The organism is Methylobacterium sp. J-048, assembly GCF_022829515.1.
Classification (GTDB): Bacteria; Pseudomonadota; Alphaproteobacteria; order Rhizobiales; family Beijerinckiaceae; genus Methylobacterium.
Window position 1 is genome coordinate 16,794 of the sequence record NZ_JAKSYL010000084.1, and the last position, 18,668, is coordinate 35,461.

Annotated in this window: 16 protein-coding genes; 10 read left to right on the top strand and 6 right to left on the bottom strand. The window is 72.0% G+C overall.

What is annotated here, in order from left to right; translation table 11 throughout:
* Positions 1 to 141: 141 nt before the first annotated feature.
* The 6 genes from thiE to MKL09_RS05605 all read left to right on the top strand — a co-directional run bounded on the left by thiE (position 142) and on the right by MKL09_RS05605 (position 3,168).
* Complete coding sequence (gene thiE / locus MKL09_RS05580) at positions 142 to 852, top strand: thiamine phosphate synthase (protein ID WP_244018738.1); 711 nt, start codon at positions 142 to 144, stop codon at positions 850 to 852.
* On the top strand, positions 849 to 1,664 hold the full coding sequence (thiD, locus tag MKL09_RS05585) for a bifunctional hydroxymethylpyrimidine kinase/phosphomethylpyrimidine kinase (RefSeq protein WP_244018739.1): 816 nt from the start codon (positions 849 to 851) through the stop codon (positions 1,662 to 1,664). The genes thiE and thiD overlap by 4 nt, the downstream gene beginning before the upstream one ends.
* Before the next feature lie 97 nt (positions 1,665 to 1,761).
* The gene (locus tag MKL09_RS05590; protein WP_244018741.1) at positions 1,762 to 2,388 is read left to right on the top strand and encodes a helix-turn-helix domain-containing protein; all 627 of its coding nucleotides are present in this window, start codon (positions 1,762 to 1,764) and stop codon (positions 2,386 to 2,388) included.
* 126 nt (positions 2,389 to 2,514) lie between these two features.
* A complete protein-coding gene (locus MKL09_RS05595) occupies positions 2,515 to 2,739 on the top strand; it encodes a hypothetical protein (RefSeq protein WP_244018743.1) in 225 nt (74 codons plus the stop codon).
* Positions 2,720 to 2,884, top strand: coding sequence for a hypothetical protein (locus MKL09_RS05600; RefSeq protein ID WP_244018745.1), 165 nt, complete (start codon positions 2,720 to 2,722; stop codon positions 2,882 to 2,884). The genes MKL09_RS05595 and MKL09_RS05600 overlap by 20 nt, the downstream gene beginning before the upstream one ends.
* Positions 2,881 to 3,168, top strand: a complete 288-nt coding sequence (locus tag MKL09_RS05605; RefSeq protein WP_244018747.1) for a DUF4258 domain-containing protein — start codon at positions 2,881 to 2,883, stop codon at positions 3,166 to 3,168. Before MKL09_RS05600 ends, MKL09_RS05605 begins: the two co-directional genes overlap by 4 nt.
* 53 nt (positions 3,169 to 3,221) lie before the next feature.
* On the opposite strand, the gene MKL09_RS05610 is transcribed toward MKL09_RS05605, so the two are convergent.
* From MKL09_RS05610 to MKL09_RS05630, 5 genes are all read right to left on the bottom strand, one after another.
* Positions 3,222 to 3,806 carry an ABC-type transport auxiliary lipoprotein family protein gene (locus MKL09_RS05610; RefSeq protein ID WP_244018749.1) on the bottom strand — a complete coding sequence of 195 codons (585 nt, stop codon included), beginning with the start codon at positions 3,804 to 3,806 and terminating at the stop codon, positions 3,222 to 3,224.
* Positions 3,807 to 3,926: 120 nt separating this feature from the next.
* On the bottom strand, positions 3,927 to 5,009 hold the full coding sequence (locus tag MKL09_RS05615) for an MlaD family protein (protein ID WP_244018751.1): 1,083 nt from the start codon (positions 5,007 to 5,009) through the stop codon (positions 3,927 to 3,929).
* 98 nt (positions 5,010 to 5,107) lie between these two features.
* Entirely contained in the window at positions 5,108 to 5,917 is an 810-nt protein-coding gene (locus MKL09_RS05620) for an ABC transporter ATP-binding protein (RefSeq protein WP_244018753.1), read from the bottom strand.
* 10 nt (positions 5,918 to 5,927) lie between these two features.
* Positions 5,928 to 7,052 (bottom strand): ABC transporter permease, encoded by a 1,125-nt coding sequence (locus MKL09_RS05625; protein WP_244018859.1) that lies wholly within the window; start codon positions 7,050 to 7,052, stop codon positions 5,928 to 5,930.
* Positions 7,053 to 7,119: 67 nt separating this feature from the next.
* Positions 7,120 to 8,286, bottom strand: coding sequence for an MFS transporter (locus MKL09_RS05630; protein WP_244018754.1), 1,167 nt, complete (start codon positions 8,284 to 8,286; stop codon positions 7,120 to 7,122).
* 143 nt (positions 8,287 to 8,429) lie between these two features.
* Here MKL09_RS05630 and MKL09_RS05635 point away from each other — a divergent pair, with 143 nt between their 5' ends.
* Together MKL09_RS05635 and MKL09_RS05640 are read left to right on the top strand one after the other, a co-directional pair.
* A complete protein-coding gene (locus tag MKL09_RS05635; protein WP_244018756.1) occupies positions 8,430 to 9,452 on the top strand; it encodes a hypothetical protein in 1,023 nt (340 codons plus the stop codon).
* 66 nt (positions 9,453 to 9,518) lie between these two features.
* Positions 9,519 to 9,959, top strand: a complete 441-nt coding sequence (locus MKL09_RS05640; protein WP_244018758.1) for a DUF1489 family protein — start codon at positions 9,519 to 9,521, stop codon at positions 9,957 to 9,959.
* A 54-nt stretch (positions 9,960 to 10,013) separates the two neighbouring features.
* Here MKL09_RS05640 and MKL09_RS05645 read toward each other — a convergent pair whose 3' ends face one another.
* Positions 10,014 to 17,351: a hypothetical protein gene (locus MKL09_RS05645; RefSeq protein WP_244018760.1), complete on the bottom strand. Its 7,338-nt coding sequence runs from the start codon at positions 17,349 to 17,351 to the stop codon at positions 10,014 to 10,016.
* 290 nt (positions 17,352 to 17,641) lie between these two features.
* Between MKL09_RS05645 and MKL09_RS05650 the strand changes: the two genes are divergently transcribed.
* Both MKL09_RS05650 and MKL09_RS05655 read left to right on the top strand, forming a co-directional pair.
* On the top strand, positions 17,642 to 17,965 hold the full coding sequence (locus MKL09_RS05650; RefSeq protein WP_244018762.1) for an Hpt domain-containing protein: 324 nt from the start codon (positions 17,642 to 17,644) through the stop codon (positions 17,963 to 17,965).
* A gap of 206 nt (positions 17,966 to 18,171) precedes the next feature.
* A complete protein-coding gene (locus MKL09_RS05655; RefSeq protein ID WP_244018764.1) occupies positions 18,172 to 18,492 on the top strand; it encodes a 2Fe-2S iron-sulfur cluster-binding protein in 321 nt (106 codons plus the stop codon).
* Positions 18,493 to 18,668 lie beyond the last annotated feature (176 nt).

Sequence of the window (18,668 nt, forward strand, 5' to 3'; positions counted from 1 at the left end):
TCCCTATAGGGGGACAGGATCGCCCCGCGTCAACGCGGCCGTGTGACCGGACGGGTTGCCAAGCCGGCGACCGCTGCCCAAACAGGGCCGCCGGAGATGTGCCGGCGCGGGGCCAATTCCGGCGAGGGGCAGGCGACCACGATGGCAGCGAGCGCGACCTCCGCGACGGCCGGGAGCCGGCCCGTCGACCTGCGGCTCTACGGCCTCCTCGATGTCGGAATCTGCGGCGCCGACGGCGACCACCTGGCCCGGCTCGCCGCCGACGCCGTGATGGGGGGCGCCACCCTGCTCCAATACCGCGAGAAGGACATCCCGGATGCCCGCGCCGCCCTCGCGCGGATCCGCGCGATCCAGGCGGCCGTGGGGGGCCGGGTGCCGGTCCTGGTCAACGACCGGGTCGACCTCGCTTTGGCGGCGGGGGCGGACGGGGTGCATCTCGGCCAGAGCGATCTCCACTCGGCCGAGGCGCGCCGCCTCCTGGGGGAGGGGGCGATCATCGGGCTGACCGTGAAGAATGCCGCCCAGGCCGACGAGCTGTACCGGCTCCCGGTGGACTACGCCTGCATCGGCGGCGTGTTCGCCACCACCAGCAAGGACAATCCCGACCCGCCGGTCGGCCTCGACGGGTTTTCGCGTATCGCCTTCCGGGCCCGGCTCGCCCGGGGCGCGGGCCTGCCGCTCGGCGCCATCGCGGGGATCGGCCTGCACAACGCCGCCCCGGTAATCGCCGCGGGGGCGGACGGCGTCGCGGTGATCACCGCCCTGTTCGGCACCGAGCCGGTGCGGCAGCGCGCCCGGGAGCTGCGCGCGGCCATCGACGCCGCCCTGGCGGCGCGGGGAGCCGCCCGATGAGCGGCGCTAGCCCGATCGCGGTCACGATCGCCGGCTCGGATTCCGGCGGCGGCGCCGGCATCCAGGCCGATCTGAAAACCTTCTCGGCGCTCGGCGTCTACGGCGCCAGCGTGATCACGGCGCTGACCGCGCAGAACACACGAGGCGTCCAGGGCATCCACGACGTGCCGGCGGATTTCGTGGCCCGGCAGATCGACAGCGTCTTCTCCGACCTCGCGGTCGACGCCGTGAAGATCGGTATGCTGTCGCAGATCGCGGTGATCGAAGCGGTGGCCGACGGGCTGGTGCGGCATGCCGCCACGATCCCGGTGGTCCTCGATCCCGTGATGGTCGCCACCAGCGGCGACCGGCTGATCTCCGAGGACGCCGTGGCGGCGCTCCGGGACCGGTTGCTGACGCGGGCCGACCTGATCACCCCCAACCTGCCGGAGGCGGCGGTGCTGCTCGGCGAGGCCGTGGCCGAGGACGAGGCCGGAGCGGCAGCCCAGGCCCGGCGGCTGGTGGCGCTCGGCGCCCGCGCGGTGCTGATCAAGGGCGGCCACGGGACTGGCGCCCTGAGCGTCGATCACCTCGTGACCGCCGACGGCCACGCGCAGACCTTCGCGGCCCCGCGCATCGCCACGCACAACACCCACGGGACCGGCTGCACCCTCTCCTCCGCGATCACGGCCGGGCTCGCCCGGAGGCTGACGCTGCCGGAGGCGGTGGCTGCCGCCAAGGACTACCTCACGGCGGCGCTCAGCGCGGCCGACCGGTTGGAGATCGGCTCCGGTCACGGCCCGGTCCACCACTTTCACGCGATCTGGTCCTAACTTAAGCGGGGTGCCCGCCTTGCGTCCGGGCGGCGATTGCGTTTGAAGAAGCGCACGATCGTTCGGATAACGGAACGGCCTGGGTGGACCGGTGACGATGCAGGACCAGGCGGAACGGCCCGACCGGGCGCGCGGACGCGACCTGCTGACCGGGGCGCAGGTGCTCTCCGGTCAGCTCGGCAAGACGATCCAGCGCCTGCGTAAGGCCTACAACCTCTCGCTGTCGGAGCTCGCCGAGCAATCGGGCGTGGCGAAATCGATCATCAGCCAGATCGAGCGCAACGAGACCAACCCGACGCTCGCGACGATCTGGCGGCTGTCGCAGGCGCTCGACGTGTCGATCGACCGGGTGCTGGCGGCCGGCGACGAGGAGCCGTTCATCGAAAAAACCTCCCGGGCGGACACGCCGATCCTGGTCTCGGAAGACGGCAAGGTGCGGCTGGCGATCATCGGCTGGATCAAGACGATCGAGTGGCTGCAATGGTACGAGGTCACGGCCGATCCCGGCGGCGTGCTCGATTCGGACCCGCACCAGCGCGGCTCGGTGGAATCGCTCTCGGTCGCCGAGGGCGCGTTCGAGGTCGAGATCGGCGGGATCGTGCAGCGGGCCCGGGCCGGCGAGACCCTGCGCTACCGCTGCGACCGCCCGCACCTCGTGCGCTGCACCGAAGGCCCGGCCCGGGCCACCATGGTGGTGATCATGAAGGCCGCGGTGATGGAGTGACCGGACGGTGTTGTCTTCTTGCGCGAATCGTCGCGTCGCAGCAAGCTCAAGGCTGAACGGAGCTCAAGGGAATCAGGGGCGGATTCGTGGAGCGCATCACGCGGTTGCTCTTCGACCACCCCCCTGGTGAAAGCCGTCGGCCTCGGCCTCCTTGGTCTTCTTGGAAACGTCCTGGCCGGCGCCTACATCTTCGAGATCACGAAGACGATCGACGGAGTACAACGCCTCGATCGGAGCGCCACGCCCTACAGCCGCTCCTTCTGGCTTCTCGTGATCGTCTTGTCGGCCATGGGCTTGTACGGCTGGGGGGGGCGCCCGCTACGAAAACAGGATGCGCCGCGCATTGAGTGAGGCCGACGTTCTGGGCATCGCGCTTCAGGAACTGGTCGGCCCGATGATCGGAGCGGCGAAACGCGATATTCGGGACGGGAAGCTGCGCACGCTCGACGACGTCAAGCGGATGTTCGGATCCGAGTCAGGGGATCGTCACCCATGAACACGGTGTTCACCCAGCATGCCGTCGACCGCATGCAGGCGCGCGACGTCAACGACATCGACGTGAGCCGCCTTCTCGAAAAGGTCGAGCACGTCTCGAAAGATCGCGAGACCCTGACACATTCGGAGGATGTCGTCCGCCTAGGCATGCGACACGGCGAAGAAACCTTCATCGTGCGTGCCGGCGACATGAGAGCTGTCTTGGCGCTCACGCAAGACCGACCGGAGCAAATGATCGTCCTGGGCGTATTCCGGGCTGACGAAGCGCCATCTCCAATCGACTGATTATACAGCCGGGCGCTTGAAGGACGGCCGCGTGTGGCCGCCATGATGTCCGATCACCGCCCGGAATTCACCCACCGCACCACGTCGGTCAGCACGAGGGTCAGCGCCTGGTCGAGGGCCTGGGCGCCGTTGCCGGCATCGATCTTGGCCACGGGCACGCGGGCGGTGAAGATCCGGGCGGCAGTCACCTTGCCGGTGCCGTCGGCCACGAGCTTCAGCGACAGGTCGACCACCGCCTCCCCGGTCGTGGCCTGGATGTCGAAGGCGCGGATCTCGCTGATCAGCTGGTAATCGGCCACGACCTTGTCGCCGGGCCGGCTGACCGAGCGGAGCCGGCCGGAATTCTCCAGGCTCTGGAGGAGGCGGGTCTGGATCAGGCGCGGTAGCCGGTCGGCCCATTGGCCGCCCCCCAGGAAGGCGAGGGCGCCGCCAGCTTCGCGCACGATGATCCGGTCGGCCTCGAACGGCTGGATGCCCACCGGCTCCGAGACCGCGATCGAGCGGCCGGCCGCGACCGGGCGCCCGGCCGGGGGGAGCGCCGCGAGATCGAAGGTCAGCGGTGCCGCGCCGCCGCCGCAGCCGCCCAGCAGGGTGGCGAGCAGCGCGGCGGCGGCGAGGAGATGGGACGAGCGGGCCATACGCAAACCTGAGGAACCCCGCCGGCGAGCGGCCGAGCTGTATAAGCTATGCCGCAGAAACTATCCCTCGCCCGTATCCGTGCCGTGCGCCGGGACACATCGACCCGGCACACGGCACTTTCACCGGCCGCCGTTGTATTCGGGCAACGACGGCTTGCCGCCGAAAATCACCTGGCTCGGATCGCGCTCCAGGCTGCGCACGGTGCGGTTCAGGGTGTTCAGCGTGCGCTGTCCGTCCCCCGACAGGGCCTCCACCTCGCGGCGGCCGGTGCCGCTGAGGCGGCCGAAATTGGTCGAGATGCTGGCCGTGCGCTTGTCGAGGTTCTCCGACATGACCCGGAAGGCCTTGCCGGCGTCGCGCACCGAGACCGCGGCCGCGCGGATCTCGGTAAACGTGCTGGAGCCCTCCTGGCCCGCGGCGGAGCCGAGGAAGCTCTGGGCGCCGTTGAGCACCCCGTCGATCTTGTCGGCGGAGGCGTTGAGCTTGGCCGCGAGCGAGCGGGCATCGTGCACCGCCCCCTCGATGTCGGGGCTGGACTTGGACAGGGCGGCGGAGAAGCGGTCGGCATTGTCGATGACGTGGCCGAGCTTCACCCCGTCCACCGCCTTGACCAGGGTCGCGATGTTCGGGCCGGCATCGGCGAGCGTCTTCGAGAACGCCTCGACGTTGGTGAGCGCGCGGTTGATCGCGCCCTCATTGCCGGCCACGATCCGGTCGAGCCGGGCGAGCATGTCGTCCGCCCGCTGGGCCACCTGGCGGGCGAGCGCCATCATGTCCTGCATGTCGGAGGAATCGGCGAAGATCGTCGGCGGCTCGCCATTGGCCATCGGCGTGAGCACCGGCGCGTCGGCGTTGCCGCCCGACAGGGAGATCACCGAGACGCCGGTCAGCATCGCCGAATCGAGGCGGGCGCGGGTATCGGCCCGGAGCGGCGTCGAGGGATCGACCTTGATCTGGGCGAGCACCCGGCGCGGATCCTGCGGGGCGAGGCGGATATCGGTGACCTCGCCGACCTTGATGCCGTTGAAGTTCACGCTCGACCCGCGGGAGAGCCCCCCGACCGAGCCGGAGAACACGATGCGGACGGTCTGGCTGACCTGCCGCGACGAGCCGCCGGAGAGCCACAGCACGGTGCCGAAGCCCGCCAGGATCACGGCGAGGGTGAAGGCCCCGATGAGGGCGTAGTTCGCGCGGGTTTCCATGCGGTCAGCCTGCGGTTCCGCTCGGCGACCAGGGTCCGGCCGAGCTGCGTGTCCACGATTCCGAGCGGAACCGGGACGGGATCAGGGGGAAGGGGCGGTCAGGCATGCGCCGGCACCCCGGAGGTGATGGCGCGGGCCCGCTTGCCGTGGAAGTACGAGCGCAACCAGGGGTGGTCGCTCGCCAGCATCTCGTCGATCGTGCCGGCGGCGATGATCTGGCCGTCGCCCAGCGCCGCGATCCGGTCGCAGGCGGTGTAGAGGCTGTCGAGGTCGTGGGTGACCATGAACACGGTCAGGCCCAGCGTCTCCTTCAGGGTCGAGACGAGGTCGTCGAACTCGCCCGCGCCGATCGGGTCGAGCCCCGAGGTCGGCTCGTCGAGGAACAGGATCTCGGGATCGAGCGCCAGGGAGCGGGCGAGCGCCGCGCGCTTGATCATGCCGCCGGACAGCTCCGAGGGCAGCTTGTCGGCCGCGTCCGGCTTGAGGCCGACCATCTCGATCTTGAGCCGGGCGAACTCGTCGAGCAGGCGCTCGGACAGGTTCAGGTGCTCGCGCATCGGCATCTGGATGTTCTGCTTGACCGTGAGCGCCGAGAACAGGGCGCCCTGCTGGAACAGCACACCCCAGCGCTGCTCCATCCGCCGCCGCTCGGCATGGGTCATGCCGTCGACGTCGCGGCCGAACACCTCGATCGTGCCCGCCCGCTTGGGCGTGAGGCCCAGGATCGTCCGGGTCAGTACCGACTTGCCCTGGCCCGACGGCCCGACGAAGCCCATGATCTCGCCCGCCCGGATATCGAGGTTCAGACCTTTCAGGATGTTCCGGTCACGGAATCCGACCACGAGGTCGCGCACCCGGATGATGGGCGCGGGGCCGGCTTCGGTCTCGGGCATGGCGGGGGCGATCATCTGGACGGGCTCAGAAATCGATCGCGGCGAAGAACACCGCGAACAATCCATCGAGGACGATGACCATGAAGATGGACTTCACGACTGAGGCGGTGACGTGGCGGCCGAGCGACTCGGCCGAGCCCTCAACGGCGAAGCCCTCGATCGTGGCGAGGATCCCGATGATCAGCGCCATGAACGGCGCCTTGATCAGGCCGACCATGACGTGGTGCACGCCCACGGCCGCCTGGAGCCGGACCAGGAACTGATCCAGCGTCAGCCCGCCATACAGCATGGCGGTGAGGCCGCCGCCGGTGAGCGCGGCGATGTCGCCGATCAGCGTCAGCATCGGCAGGCCGACCATCAGGGCCAGCACCCGCGGCACGATCAGGATCTCGACGGGATCGAGGCCCATGACCCGCAGGGCGTCGACCTCCTCGCGCATCCGCATCGAGCCGATCTCGGCGGTGATCGCCGAGCCGGACCGGCCCGCGACCATGATCGAGGTGAGCAGCACGCCCATCTCGCGCAGGATCAGCAGCCCGATCAGGTTCACCACGAAGGTCTGGGCGCCGAAGCGCTGGAGCTGGAAGATGCCCTGCTGGGCGACGATGCCGCCGACCAGGAACGAGATCAGCACGATGATCGGCGTCCCGTTGAACGCCACCTGCTGGATCTGGTTGACGAGGGCCGTGCCCCGGAACGTGCCCGGCCGCAGGGCGACGCGCCCGCAGGCAGCGATCACCTCGCCCAGGAAGGCGAGGGCGGTGACGAACGCGTGGCCGCCGCGCACCGTCTCGCGGCCGACCGTATCGAGGACGCCGACGATGCGGCCGAGCCGGGCCGAGGGCGCGCTTTCGGATTCGGGCAGGCGCACCTCGCCCAGAAGGGTGCGGTGCTCGGGCCGTACCCCGACATAGGTCAGCGTGCCGCCCGCCTGCGCGATCTCGGCGCGAGTCCGCTCGAGCACCCAGGCGCCCAGCGTATCCAGCCGTTCGATCCCCGACAGGTCGACCGCCACGGCGCCGGCCCGGCCCACGGCCAGGAGACGCGCCGCATTCGCCTCGACGGTCGGCGCCTGATCGGCGGTCCAGCGCCCGTCGAGCGCCAACCGGCCGTCGGCCGGCCGGTCCCGCAGCGACGCGCCGGGAACCATGCCCTCGCTCAGCAAGACCCTCACTCCTCGATTGGAGGCACCACCCTGCCGTGGGGTTATGTCGACATTACGGTTGACGATCCGTCTCCATCGTCACGCGGCCGGAGGCGAGCGCCAGGCCCAGGCCGCAGGCGGCGAGCGGCGCCATCAGCAGGAAGGCGAGGGGGCCGCCGGCCCGGTAGGCGAGGCCGCTCACCAGGGTCGCCCCCACGGAGATGCCGGCATTGACCGCGCTCAGCGTGCCCTGCGCCCGCCCGCGCGCGCCCTCGGGGGCGAAGGCCGACACCGCCGCCATCGCGCCGAGCTGCGTCGCCCCGAAGGTCAGGCCGTGCAGACATTGAAGCGGCACCAGGGCGGCCAGGTGATCGCCCAGGAGATACATGCCGATGGCGCGCAGGATCGCGGCACCGGCGCCGAGGGCCAGGAGCCGCACCGGATTCCGCCAGGACGGGGGCAGGGCGGTGATGCCGGCAAACAGCGCGATTTCGGCCAGCACCCCGGTCGCCCAGAGCGCGCCGACCCAGACCGGCGAAATGCCCTGGCTCGTCCAGTAGATGCTGCCGAACCCGTAGATCGCCCCGTGGCTCGCGTGGATCGCCGCCGCCGCGCCGATGCACAGCCACAGCGTCAGCGGCAGGCGTGGCCGGACCGTGCCGGCGGGGACCTGCGGCAGGGCCACGACCGAGCGGCTGCGCCAGGCCACGAAGCCCGCCGCCAGGGCGAGGCCGGTGAGCAGCAGCGGCACCGCGAGCTGGCCGCCCAGCGCCGAGAGCAAGAGGCCGCCCGCGAGGTTGGCAAGCAGGAACGCGATGGAGCCCGCCATCCGGATCCGGGCATAGACCAAGCGGGCATCCCGGCGCACGGCCGCCAGGGTCAGGTAGTCGATGCACGGGACCAGCGGCGCGCCGGCCACCGCGTTGAGCAGGATCAGCAGCGCGAGCACGGGCCAGCCGATCCCGGCGGCGCCGGGCATCAGCGCGTAGGTCAGGCTGAGGGCGAGGCTGCCGAGCAGGATCAGCCGGCGCGGGCCCAGGCCCCGGTCGAGCAGGCTCATCAGCGGCGCCGTCGCGACGATCCGGGTGGCGATCGGCAGGGCCAGGAGCACGCCGATCACCCGGGCATCGAGGCCGAGGCCGTCGAGCCAGAGCGGCATGAACGGCATTGCGATGCCGATCTCGGTGAAGACGACGGCGTAGAGCAGCGACAGGCGCGCCGGGCCGGATGGACGAAGCACGGATGGGGGTTTCTCGGACGAGGCGGGTTCGGAGCCCGGACGCCGTAAGCGCCCGTTAAACCCTCCCTGTCAATTTGCGGGCCTCCGGGTCGTGCCGCGTGCCGGCCGTCGCCGCACCGGCCTTTCGGGTTCGGAGGGATCCCATGTCCGGTTCTGCCCCCGCGAGTGCCCCGGCCGAATACGAGGCGATCGAGGCGACGATCGGTCTCACCGAGCGCGGGCGCTGGTTCCTGGCCGAGTACGCCCGCCGCAACCGCGCCGCCGAGACCGAGATGCTGCTCGGTGCGATGAGCCGGCTCGAACGCGCGGTGACCACCGACCGGGACCACCAGACCGTCGGGCAGCTGCACGGCAACCTGATCGAGATGGCCGCGGCGATCAGTCAGACCAAGGCCGAGATCGCCGCGATCAGCACGCGGGACAACGAGCCGACCCGCCTCTCGCAGGCCTCCCTGGCGCTGGACGCCATCGTGCGGGAGACCGAGCAGGCGACCTCCGACATCCTCGGCTCGGCCGAGGCGATCCAGGAGGCGGCCTGGACCCTGCGCGAGCGCGGCTCCGACGCGCCGACCTGTGACGCCCTCGATCGGCACGCGACGGCGATCTACACCGCCTGCTCGTTCCAGGATCTCACCGCCCAGCGCACCGCCCGGATCGTCTACACCCTGCGCTACCTCGAGGACCGGCTCGCCTCGATGATCGCGATCTGGGGCGGCGAGCCCCAGCGGGTCCCGCCGATGCCGCGCGATCCGGCGATCGGCCCGGAAGCCCCGCCGCTCGACCTCTGCCAGAGCGACATCGACCGCTACATCGCCCTCGAGGTTCCGGCCGTCACGGCGGCGGCCCGCGTCGCCCACCCCGGCAGCCCACCGCTCCACGAGGACATCGTATTCCTGCCGGTTTCGGGCGGGGAGGAGACCGAATACGTGGCGGAAGCCGAGGTGTTCGAGGCGGCCGAAACGCCCGCCCCGGTCATGCTCGGCGACGACGCGGCCGACCAGGCCGATGTCGCCGATGCAGCGCCCGACGCGGACTGGCCCGACGCGGACTGGGCCGACCATGACGCCGCCGCCCCCGAACCCGCCGCCGAACCGGACGCGCCGATCCTGAGCTTCGCGGCGATCGACGCCCTGCCGCCGGAGCAGCGGCTCGCCCTGTTCGCCTGACGGCGCGGAGAGGCCCTGCTATCAGGGGCGCCCGCCCGCCGAGGGTCGTGAGGCAGGAAAACCCCCGTGGCCCTGAACCTGATCAAGCTCTCCGTCGGACCCGACTCCATCGCCGACCTCGAAGCCCGTCAGGAGCGGTTCCGGACCGAGGCGCTGCGCGAGGGCCGGCCGGCCGACCCGTTCCACGTCACCCGCACCCTGCCCAAGCGGCATCGCGAGATTACCGGCAAGGGCTCGATCTACTGGGTGATCCGCGGGACCCTGTCCTGCCGGCAAGCGATCACCGCGATCGAGAAGCTGACCGGGGAGGACGGCATCCCGCGCTGCCGGCTGGTCTTCGACCCGCGCCTCGTTCCGGTGTCGCCCCGCCCCTGCCGCCCGTTCCAGGGCTGGCGCTACCTCACGGCCCGCGACGCGCCGGCCGATCTCGGGGCCGGGCAGTCGGGGGACCTCGCCGAGATGCCCGAGGCCCTGCGCCGCGAACTCGTCGGCCTCGGTCTGCTCTGAAGGTCCTTGTCCTGCGGCGCGGGCGCTTATTGAGCGCCCGGGCCTTCTGTCGTCCTACGCCCCGTCGAAGCGCCCGCTGGCATGGGCCAGCATGGTGTAGACCTTGCCGGTCTCCGAGGTGAGGTACGCGTCGGTCCGCTTGGCGTCGCTGTCGTTCTTGACCACGTCGCCCAGGAGCCGCTCGAACTCACCCACGTAGCGGTCGACGCTGCGGCGGAACTCCGCGTCCGACCGGTAGCGGCGCTGGATCTCCGCGAAGGTAGTCCGGCCCTGCGGGGTGTAGATGCGCGGGTCGAACAGGTTCGGCTCGCCCCGGCGATAGCGCTCCCACAGGTCGACTACGGTCCGGTGCTCGATCATCCGGGCGATGTCGGTCGAGATCGTGTCCAGCGCGATCCGCCCGGTCTCGGCAGGAGCCTGGGACGATGCCTGCTGGGACGTTGCCTGGGACGGGCGGCCTGCCGGCGCCGGGGCGGCGGCATTGGTCGCCTCCGCCTCGGCATCGTCGTCCTCGTCCAGGGAGGCGCGGGTCAGCAGGTCGGACAGCCAGCCGCGCTTGGCACCGCCGGCCGTCATGGCGACGGGGCGGGCGGTCGCGGAGGGCCGCGGCGCCTCGATCCGGGCCGGGCCTGCGGTAGACCGCGCCGGAGCCTGGGGCGCCGGCAGGGCCGGAGCCGAGACCGGCTGAGCCTGCGTCGCGGTCGGAGCCGGAGCGCTGCTCACCTGCGCCGGAGCGGCGGAGCGGGAACCGCCCTCCGCCACCCGGCGCTGGGCCTGCGGCTGAGCCACGTCCACCGAGCGGGTGGTGCGGGAGACCAGGGCCGACAGCTCGTTGAGCGCCTTGATCTGGTCGGCCACCACCCGGCGCATCTCGCCGGTGGCATCCTGCGTCTCGCGCGGCAGATCGAGGACACCCCGGGCGAGTTCGGCGCGGGTCGCGTCGAGTTCGCCGCGGATCGAGCCCGCCATCTCCCGCAGGGACGACACGGACGCGCCGAACTTGGTCTGCGCCTCGTCGAGACCGCTGCGCATCTCCCGCGCCGCCTCCTCGATCGCCTGGCGCACGCCCTGGGCCGCCTTCTCGCCCTCGGCGCCGGCACTGTCCTTCAAGCCCTCGAAGGCGCTGGTGACGGACGCGCCGGCACCCTCCGCCGAGCGCGTCAGCGACTCGCCGACGGCGCGGGCGCGCTCCTCGGCACTGCGCAAGGTGCGCTCGATCGTCTCGGCGAGCGCCCCGCCCTGCTGCTCCAGGACGTTGGCGCGGGCCTCGAAGCCGGCCAGCGCCTGCGCGAGTGCGGCCTCGCGGCCCGACAGGGTCGCCCCCAACCGCTCCTCGATCGCCGCGAGCGAGGACGCCGCCCGGTCGAGCGCCGACACGTGCACGGACGTCTGCTCGCCGAGCGCACGGCCACGGCCGTCGAGGGTCTCGGCCAGGCCGGACGCCTCGCGGAGCGCCGTGTTGGCGACCTCGCGCAGGGCCTCGACCTGGGCTGCGACGCCCGCAGTGGCGCGACCGGTCTCGGAAGCAATGCGCTGGAGCGCCGTCTGGACCTGCTCGACCCGGCCGGCCAGCCCCTGCTCGATCGCGCCGAGGTTGGTGCCGGCCCCGGAGACCAGCTCGCCGAGCGCCGCGTTGGCGCCCTCGATCCGCTGGAGGACGGCGCCCAGCTCCCGGCCGAGCCGGTCGTTGGTCTCGAACAGCTCGGTGAGGGCGCGGCCGGCACCGTCGTCGATGGCGGCGCGGAGCAGCTCGGCCGAGGCCCGCGACTGCGCGGCGAGTTCCTCGGTCTGCAGCCGCAGGGTCTCGGCCAGCGGCACGCCGGTCTCGATCAGCACCCGCTCGATCGCATCGGCGCGGTCGGCCATGGCGCGGGACAGGTCGAGCATCGGCCCGTCGATGGCGGCGCGCAGGCGCGCGACATGCCCTTCCAGGCTGTCGCCGACCGCACGGCCGCTGCCGTCGACGCTGGCGATCAGCGCCCCGCCCTTCTCCTCGATGGCACGGACCAGCGCCTCGGCGCTCTCCGCGAGACGGCGCGACAGGGCCTCGCCGCGGGCATCGACCAGGGCGCCGAGCGCGGTGGCGCGGCGCTCGAAGCCGGCCCCCAGCGCCTCGGTGCGAGCGTCGATCAGGCCCGCCAGCGCGGCCTCGCGCCGGCTGAGCGTCTCGGCCAGGGCGGCGTTGTGCGCGTCGACCTGCTCGGCATGGGCCCGCGCCCGCTCGTCGAGCGCCGCGACCAGGCTGGCGGTGCGCTCGTCCATGAGGCCGGCGAAGGCGTCGTGGCGGTCGTCGAAGGCGTTGGCCAGCGTCTCGGCGCGCTGGGCGACCAGGGTGGCGAACAACCGCATGCGGCTGTCGATGCGCTGGGTGAAGGCGTCGGCGCGGGCATCGACCCCGCGGGCCAGGGCCTCGGTCTGCGTCTCGACGGAGTGCACCAGGGCGGCGGTGCGCCCTTCCACGACGCCGTCCAGGTCACGGATCCGCGCGTCGAAGGCCTCGACCAGCGAGCCGGTGCGGCCGTGCGCGGCGTCGAGCAGAGACTGGCTGCGCTCGTCGACGAGGGCCTCGATCGACGAACGTGCCTCGTCGAAGGTCCCGCGCAGGGTCTCGATCCGGGCATCCAGGAGGGCGGCGACGCCGGTGGGCGCCGCGTCGAGGAGGTTGCGCAGGTCCTGCGTGCGCGCCTGGACCGCCATGGCGATCTCCCGGCCGCGGTTCTCCACCGAGGTTTCGAGGCTGGACTGCGCCCGCTCGAACAGGGTCCTGAGCTGACCGCTCTGGACCTGGAAGGCCTCGGCGAACTGGTTCTCGCGCGCTTCGAGCAGGCCGGCGATGGCCGGGCTCGCCTGCTCGATCACGCTCTGCAGGGCCTGGGTCCGATGCTCGATCGTCCCGGCGATCTCGCGGCCGCGGCCGTCGACCATACGGTCGATCTCCGCCTGTGCCCGCTCGAACAGGGCCTCGAGCTGCCCGCTCCGGGCCTCGAACGCCTCGGCGAGCTGATGCTCGCGGGCCTCCATCAGGCCGGCGATGGCCGGGCTCGCCTGCTCGATCACGCTCTGCAGGGCCTGGGTCCGGTGCTCAATCGTCCCGGCGATCTCGCGGCTGCGGCCGTCGACCAGGCGGTCGATCTCCGACTGCGCCCGCTCGAACAGGGTGCGCAGATCCGCAAAGCGCGCGTCCAGCAGGTCGGCCATGTCGGTGGGGGCGGCGTCGAGGGTCTGGCGCAGGCCCTCGGTCCGGGTCGTGATCGTGTCGGCGAGTTCCTGACCGCGCACCTCCACGAGGTCGCGCAGGCCGGCCTGGGCCTCCTCGAACAAGGCGCGCAGGCGCTGCGTGCGGCTGTCGAGGGTCGCGGCGAGCTGGCGCTCGCGGGTCTCGACCAGCGCGGAGACGGCGGCGGGCGCCTCCTCCAGCATCGTCCGCAGGGCCTGGATCTTGGTGTCGACCGAGGCGGCGAAGCGACCGCCGCCGCCTTCCACCACGGCGTCAAGGGCGGTGTGGGCCTCCTCGAACAGGGTCCGCAGGCCCTGGGCGCGGGCATCCAGGGTCTCGGCGAGGCGATTGCCGCGGCCTTCGACCAGATTCTCCAGATGGCCGAGACGCTCGTCGAACAGGCTGCCGAGCGCCTGCGTGCGGGAATCCAGGCTGCCGGCGGCGGTGCCGAAGGCGTCCTCGACGGCGGCGATCAGCGCGCGGCCGCGAGTGTCCAGTGCCTCGTTGAGTGGGCCCATGCGTCCGTCGAGGGTGCTGGCCAGGGTGCCGGCATGGCCGTCCAGCATCACGCGGATCTGGTCGGTGCGGTCGTCGAGCAGCCCGTGGACCGAGCGCACGCCCTCGTCGAGCAGGCCGCTGATATCGGCGGTGCGGCTCGACAGGGTGTGGCCCAGGCGGCCTTCGCCGGCCTCGAGCATCCGCTCGGCATCCGCGATGGTCTGCTGGAGCTTGGACAGGACGCTCTCGCCGCGCTGGTCGATCAGCTCGGCCAGCGAGGTGCCGCCGCGGTCGAACAGGCGCGCCAGCTCGGTGATGCGGCCGCCGATCGCCCCGAACACGCTCCGGCCCTTCTCGTCGAGCTCGCTCGACATGGCGGTGATCCGCTCGTCGATCAGCTTCGCCAGCAGCTCCGAACGCTCGGCGAAGGCTGCGCGCACGGCCTCGGTCCGGGCGGACAGGGCGGCGTCGGCGCTCTCGGCGCGCTCGTCCACCAGCTGGACGATCTCCTGCACGCGCCCCGACAGCGAGGCTTCGAGAACGCGCGTCGATTCCGCCACGGCACCCGTGAGGGTGCCGATGCTCTCGGCCATCGCCTTGTCGATCCCGCCGGTCCGGTCGGTGATCGTGGCGACCAGGTCGCGGGTGCGGCCGGCCAGTTCCTCGTCCACGGCGCGGGTGCGCGCCTCGATCAGGCGGATCGCCTCGAAGGCCTGCACGCCAAAGCTCTCGTCCACGAGGCGGGCGCGCTCCTCCAGGGCGTTGGCGATCTCCTGCAGGCGGTTGATCACGCCGGCGTCGAAATGCTCCGCGCTGCCCGCGATGCGGCGGGCCATCTCGGCGGTGCGCCGGTCGATATCCTGCCCGAGCCCGTCGACCCGGCCATCGAGCACCGCGACCAGGTTGCGGCTGCCCTCTTCCATGATCCGGGCCATCTCCCCGGTCCGGGCGGCCAGCGCCTCGTTCAGGGCCTTGCCGCGGGAGTCGATCCGGCCGTCGACGTGGTCGACCAGGTTCGCCACGACGTCGCCGATCTCGGCCGCGCGCTTGGCCGAGCGCTCCTCCAGGTTGCCGAGATGGGTCTCGACCAGGCTGCCGGCCTCGCGGGCGCGGGTCGCGATGGTCTCGGCCACGGCCTGGCCCTTGACGGTGATGAGCCGGTCCATCTCCTCCAGACGGGCTCCGACGGTCTCGCCCAAGGTCGCGGTGTCGCGGCCGATGCGGTCGGCCAGGATGTCGCCGCGGGCGATGGTCTCCTGCAGCGCGGAGAGGCGGCTGCCCAGCGTCTCGTCGATGGCCCGGACGCGCACGTCCGCGGTCTCGGCGAAGCTGGCGCCGGTCTGGCTGAGCGTGTCGGCGATGCGCGCGCCCTGGCTCGCCACCGCGAGCACGATGTCGCGGCCGGTGCCGCTGATCCGGGTCTGGGTTTCCTCGGCGTGGCTGGCCAGGAGATCGGCGACGCCCTTGCCGTGCTGGCCAAAGGCGGCCTCCATCTCGCCGATGCGAGCGGCGAGGTCGTCCGAGATGGCGCGGGCGGCCTGGGTCAGGCTGCCGCTGGCGTCGCCGGTGCGGGCGGACAGTTCCCGGTTGAGGTCGTCCAGGGCGCCGCGCAGGGCGGACACTGCCGCAGCGCCGCGCTCGCCGAATTCGATGCCGGCCCGGTCGGCGGCGTCGCGGAAGCGGGCCAGCAGGCCCGCGGTCTCGGCCTCGACGGCGCCGGTCACCTCGGCCGAGCCGTGGCGCAGGGTCTGGAGAGTCTCGACCAGGCGCGCGGAGGCGTCACGGGTATGGGCCTCGACCTCGCCGGTGACGGCGCCCGCCGAGCCGCGCAGGGACTGGACGGCGGCGGCGGCGCCGGCCTCGAAACCGTGGCCCAGCGCCGAGAACGCAGATTCCAGGCTCTCGGTGGCCGCCTGGGTCCGCTCGGTGATGTGGCCGCCTGCGCGCTCGGCCGCGGCCGCGACGCGGGTCTCGAGATCCGAGGCCTGCACCGTCACGGTGTCGTGGAGGCGCGCCGCGATGCCGTCCATGCGCTCGGCCAGGGCGTTGCCGCGGTCCGCGACCGTCTCGGCGATCCGCTCGGCGGTGCCGATCAGGTCGTCGCGCACCGCGCCGGCCTGGTTGGTCAACGTCTCGCCGACACCGCCCATGGCCAGCGCCAGGGCGGCCTGGGCGTCGCGCCCGCGGCTCTCGATCGCCTCGGCGACGGAGAGGCCGGCCGTCTCGATCTCGGTGCGCAAAGCCAGGCCGCGGCCGGCGATGTCCTGGGTGAGCGCCGCGCCGGTCTCGGCGAAGCGCGCGGTGATCTGGGTGCCCATCGCGCCGAAGCGCTCCGTCAGCTCGGAGCCCCGCGACAGGAAGGCGTTCTCCAGGCCGATCACCGAGCGCTCGAAGCTCTCGCGGACGACGCCGCCCTGGCGCTCCAGGGACTCGCTCACGCGCAGGCCGGTCTCGGCGAGGCTCTGGGCCACGGAGGCGGTGCTCTCCGCGATCCGCCCGGTGAGGGCGGTCCCGGTTGCCTCGAAGGCGCCGCTCACGTCGCGGGCACGGGTCTCGAAGGCCCGCGTCAGGGTCTCGCCGACTTCGAGAAGGCTGCCGCGCACGCCTTCGCTGGTGTTCGCGAGGCTCTCGATCAGCTCATCGCCGCGCCCGGTCATCAGGTTGACGACCCGGTCGCCCGCCTCGCCGAGGGAGGCGGTGATGGCGGCGCCGCGAGCGTCGAGCGCCCCGGTCACGCGCTCGCCCGCGCCGGTGAGCGCCATGACGATCCGCTCGGACGCGCCCTCCAGCTCCTGGCTCAGGCTCTGGTGCGAGCCGGTGATGGCGCCGCGCACCCGCTCGGCGTTGGTGACGATGGATTCCCGCTGGGCGACCAGTTCCTCGACCAGGGAGCGGATGCGGATCTCGTTGTCGGAATAGGCCCGCTCCAGGGTGGCGATCTCGCCCCGGACCAGGGTCTCCAGCTCGCCGGCCCGGGCCAGAGCGCGCTCGACGCCGTCGCCGACCGCGGCGACTTCCCGGCGCACGGTCTGCGACATGGTCAGCACGGCGTCGGTGGAGAAACTCTCGGGCTCGGCCAGGCGCACCGCGACCTCGCCGACCGCGCGGGCGACGAGGCGCATTTCCTGCGCCCGGGCCGCCAGCATGGCGGCGATCACGAACAGCACCACCGGGCCGAGCAGGGCCGCAGCGCCCACAGTCGCCTGCAGGGCGGTGAGGCCCGAGACGACGCCGCGCAGGTCGCCGCCGGATTGCAGCCAGGCGACCAGCACCAGGGCGCCGATCCAGGCGAGGCCGGCCAGCAGGGCGAACAGGTAGGGCTTGGGCGAGGAGCGCACCCGCAGGGTCTGCTGCAGGATGCCGATGTTGCGCCGGTCGTCGTTCGCCACCAGCGAGCGGTCGGGCGGCAGCAGGCCACCCTCGCGGCGCGGACGCTCGCGGCCGGGCGGAGGCAGGTCTGAGGCGAGCGGCGGGTCGAGGTCGAGGCGCGGCGGCATCTGGCGGCCGGCCGGATCGAGGGCGCCGTCGAGCAGGGGATCGGCATCCCCGACATCGGGCAGGCGCGGCTCGGCGCGGCTCTCGGTGCCGGTCGGCGTCAGGGCGTCGAGGTTCAGCGCCTGCTCGATCGCAGAGAGCGCGGCCTCGGCCGGGTCCTTCAGCTTCTTCTCGGTCGCCATTCAACGCCTCGTTACACGGGCTTCACCGGCACCTGGGGAGGCGGATGCCAGAGACGCAACGTCCCGTTTACCATTACAGGATTAGACGCGGACACCGATTGCCGATACCCGAGCCGCCGTCCGACCCCAGAAACCGTTAACACTATGGTTACTGCGGCCGCTGCCTTCCGGCTCCACCATCTTGGCGCAGATGAGGGTCCGTGCGCGATCCCCGTCCAGCGAATCAGGGGGTGAATCATGGGGATCGGTTCGGCAACCCCCAGAAGAATGCGGATTCCGGGAGTGCGCGCATGCTGGCCATCGACCGTGCGGAGCTCGATGCGCAGACCGGCGGCGATGCCGCGCTGGCCGACGAGGTGCTGGCGCTGTTTGCCGGGCAATGCCGGTCGATCCTGCCCCGGCTGACCGATCCGTCCCTGCCGGGGCCCCAGCGCGCCGACCTCGCCCATACCCTGAAGGGATCGGCCGCCGGCGTCGGCGCCATGCGGGTGCGCGCCTGCGCGGACGCCGCCGAGGCGCAGCTGCGGTCGGGCGCGGCGCCGGCGGCGCTCGACGCCCTCGTGCAGGCGGTCGCGGCGGCGCTGGCCGAGATCGCGGACGGCGCCGAGTCTTAAGAGCGCTCGCTGCCGAAATGGACACCGGTTCGGCGCAAGCAAGCGCGCCAAATCGAAGACTGAGAGTCGTTTCACCGCGTGAGTACAGATGCGGCGATCAATCCGGACGGTCGAGCGCCGTCGCGCTTGCATTCCGTGGCCCCAGCCGCCAAGCAGGCACCCCGCCCGTCGAAGCGAGGCCGCTCGACGCGAGCCCGGAGCCGAGCATGCCCAAGATCACTTACGTCGACCACGCCGGGACGGAGAGGACCGTCGAAGGCAGCGTCGGCGCGACCGTGATGGAGACGGCGTTGCGCAACAACGTCCCGGGCATCGACGCGGAATGCGGCGGCGCCTGCGCCTGCGCCACCTGCCACGTCTACGTGGCCGACGACTGGATCGACGTCGTCGGCAAGGCCCAGGATATGGAGCAGGACATGCTCGATTTCGCCTCCGACGTACGCGAGAATTCCCGCCTGTCCTGCCAGATCAAGATCGCGCCGAACCTGGACGGGCTCGTGGTCTCGACCCCCTCCCAGCAGGGGTAGCTCGTCAGGCACTTAGCTGATGAGAGAATGAGGTTGCCCGCCTTCGATGGGGCTTACCTTCACGCGTCATATTCAGCGCGCAGGTGAAGTCGAGAATGACTCCCCATGAGGCTCGCGCGGGGCTAAGCTGTCGCGCGGGCATCATCGTTTTCCGAAAGCAAGCCACCATCTTTCGG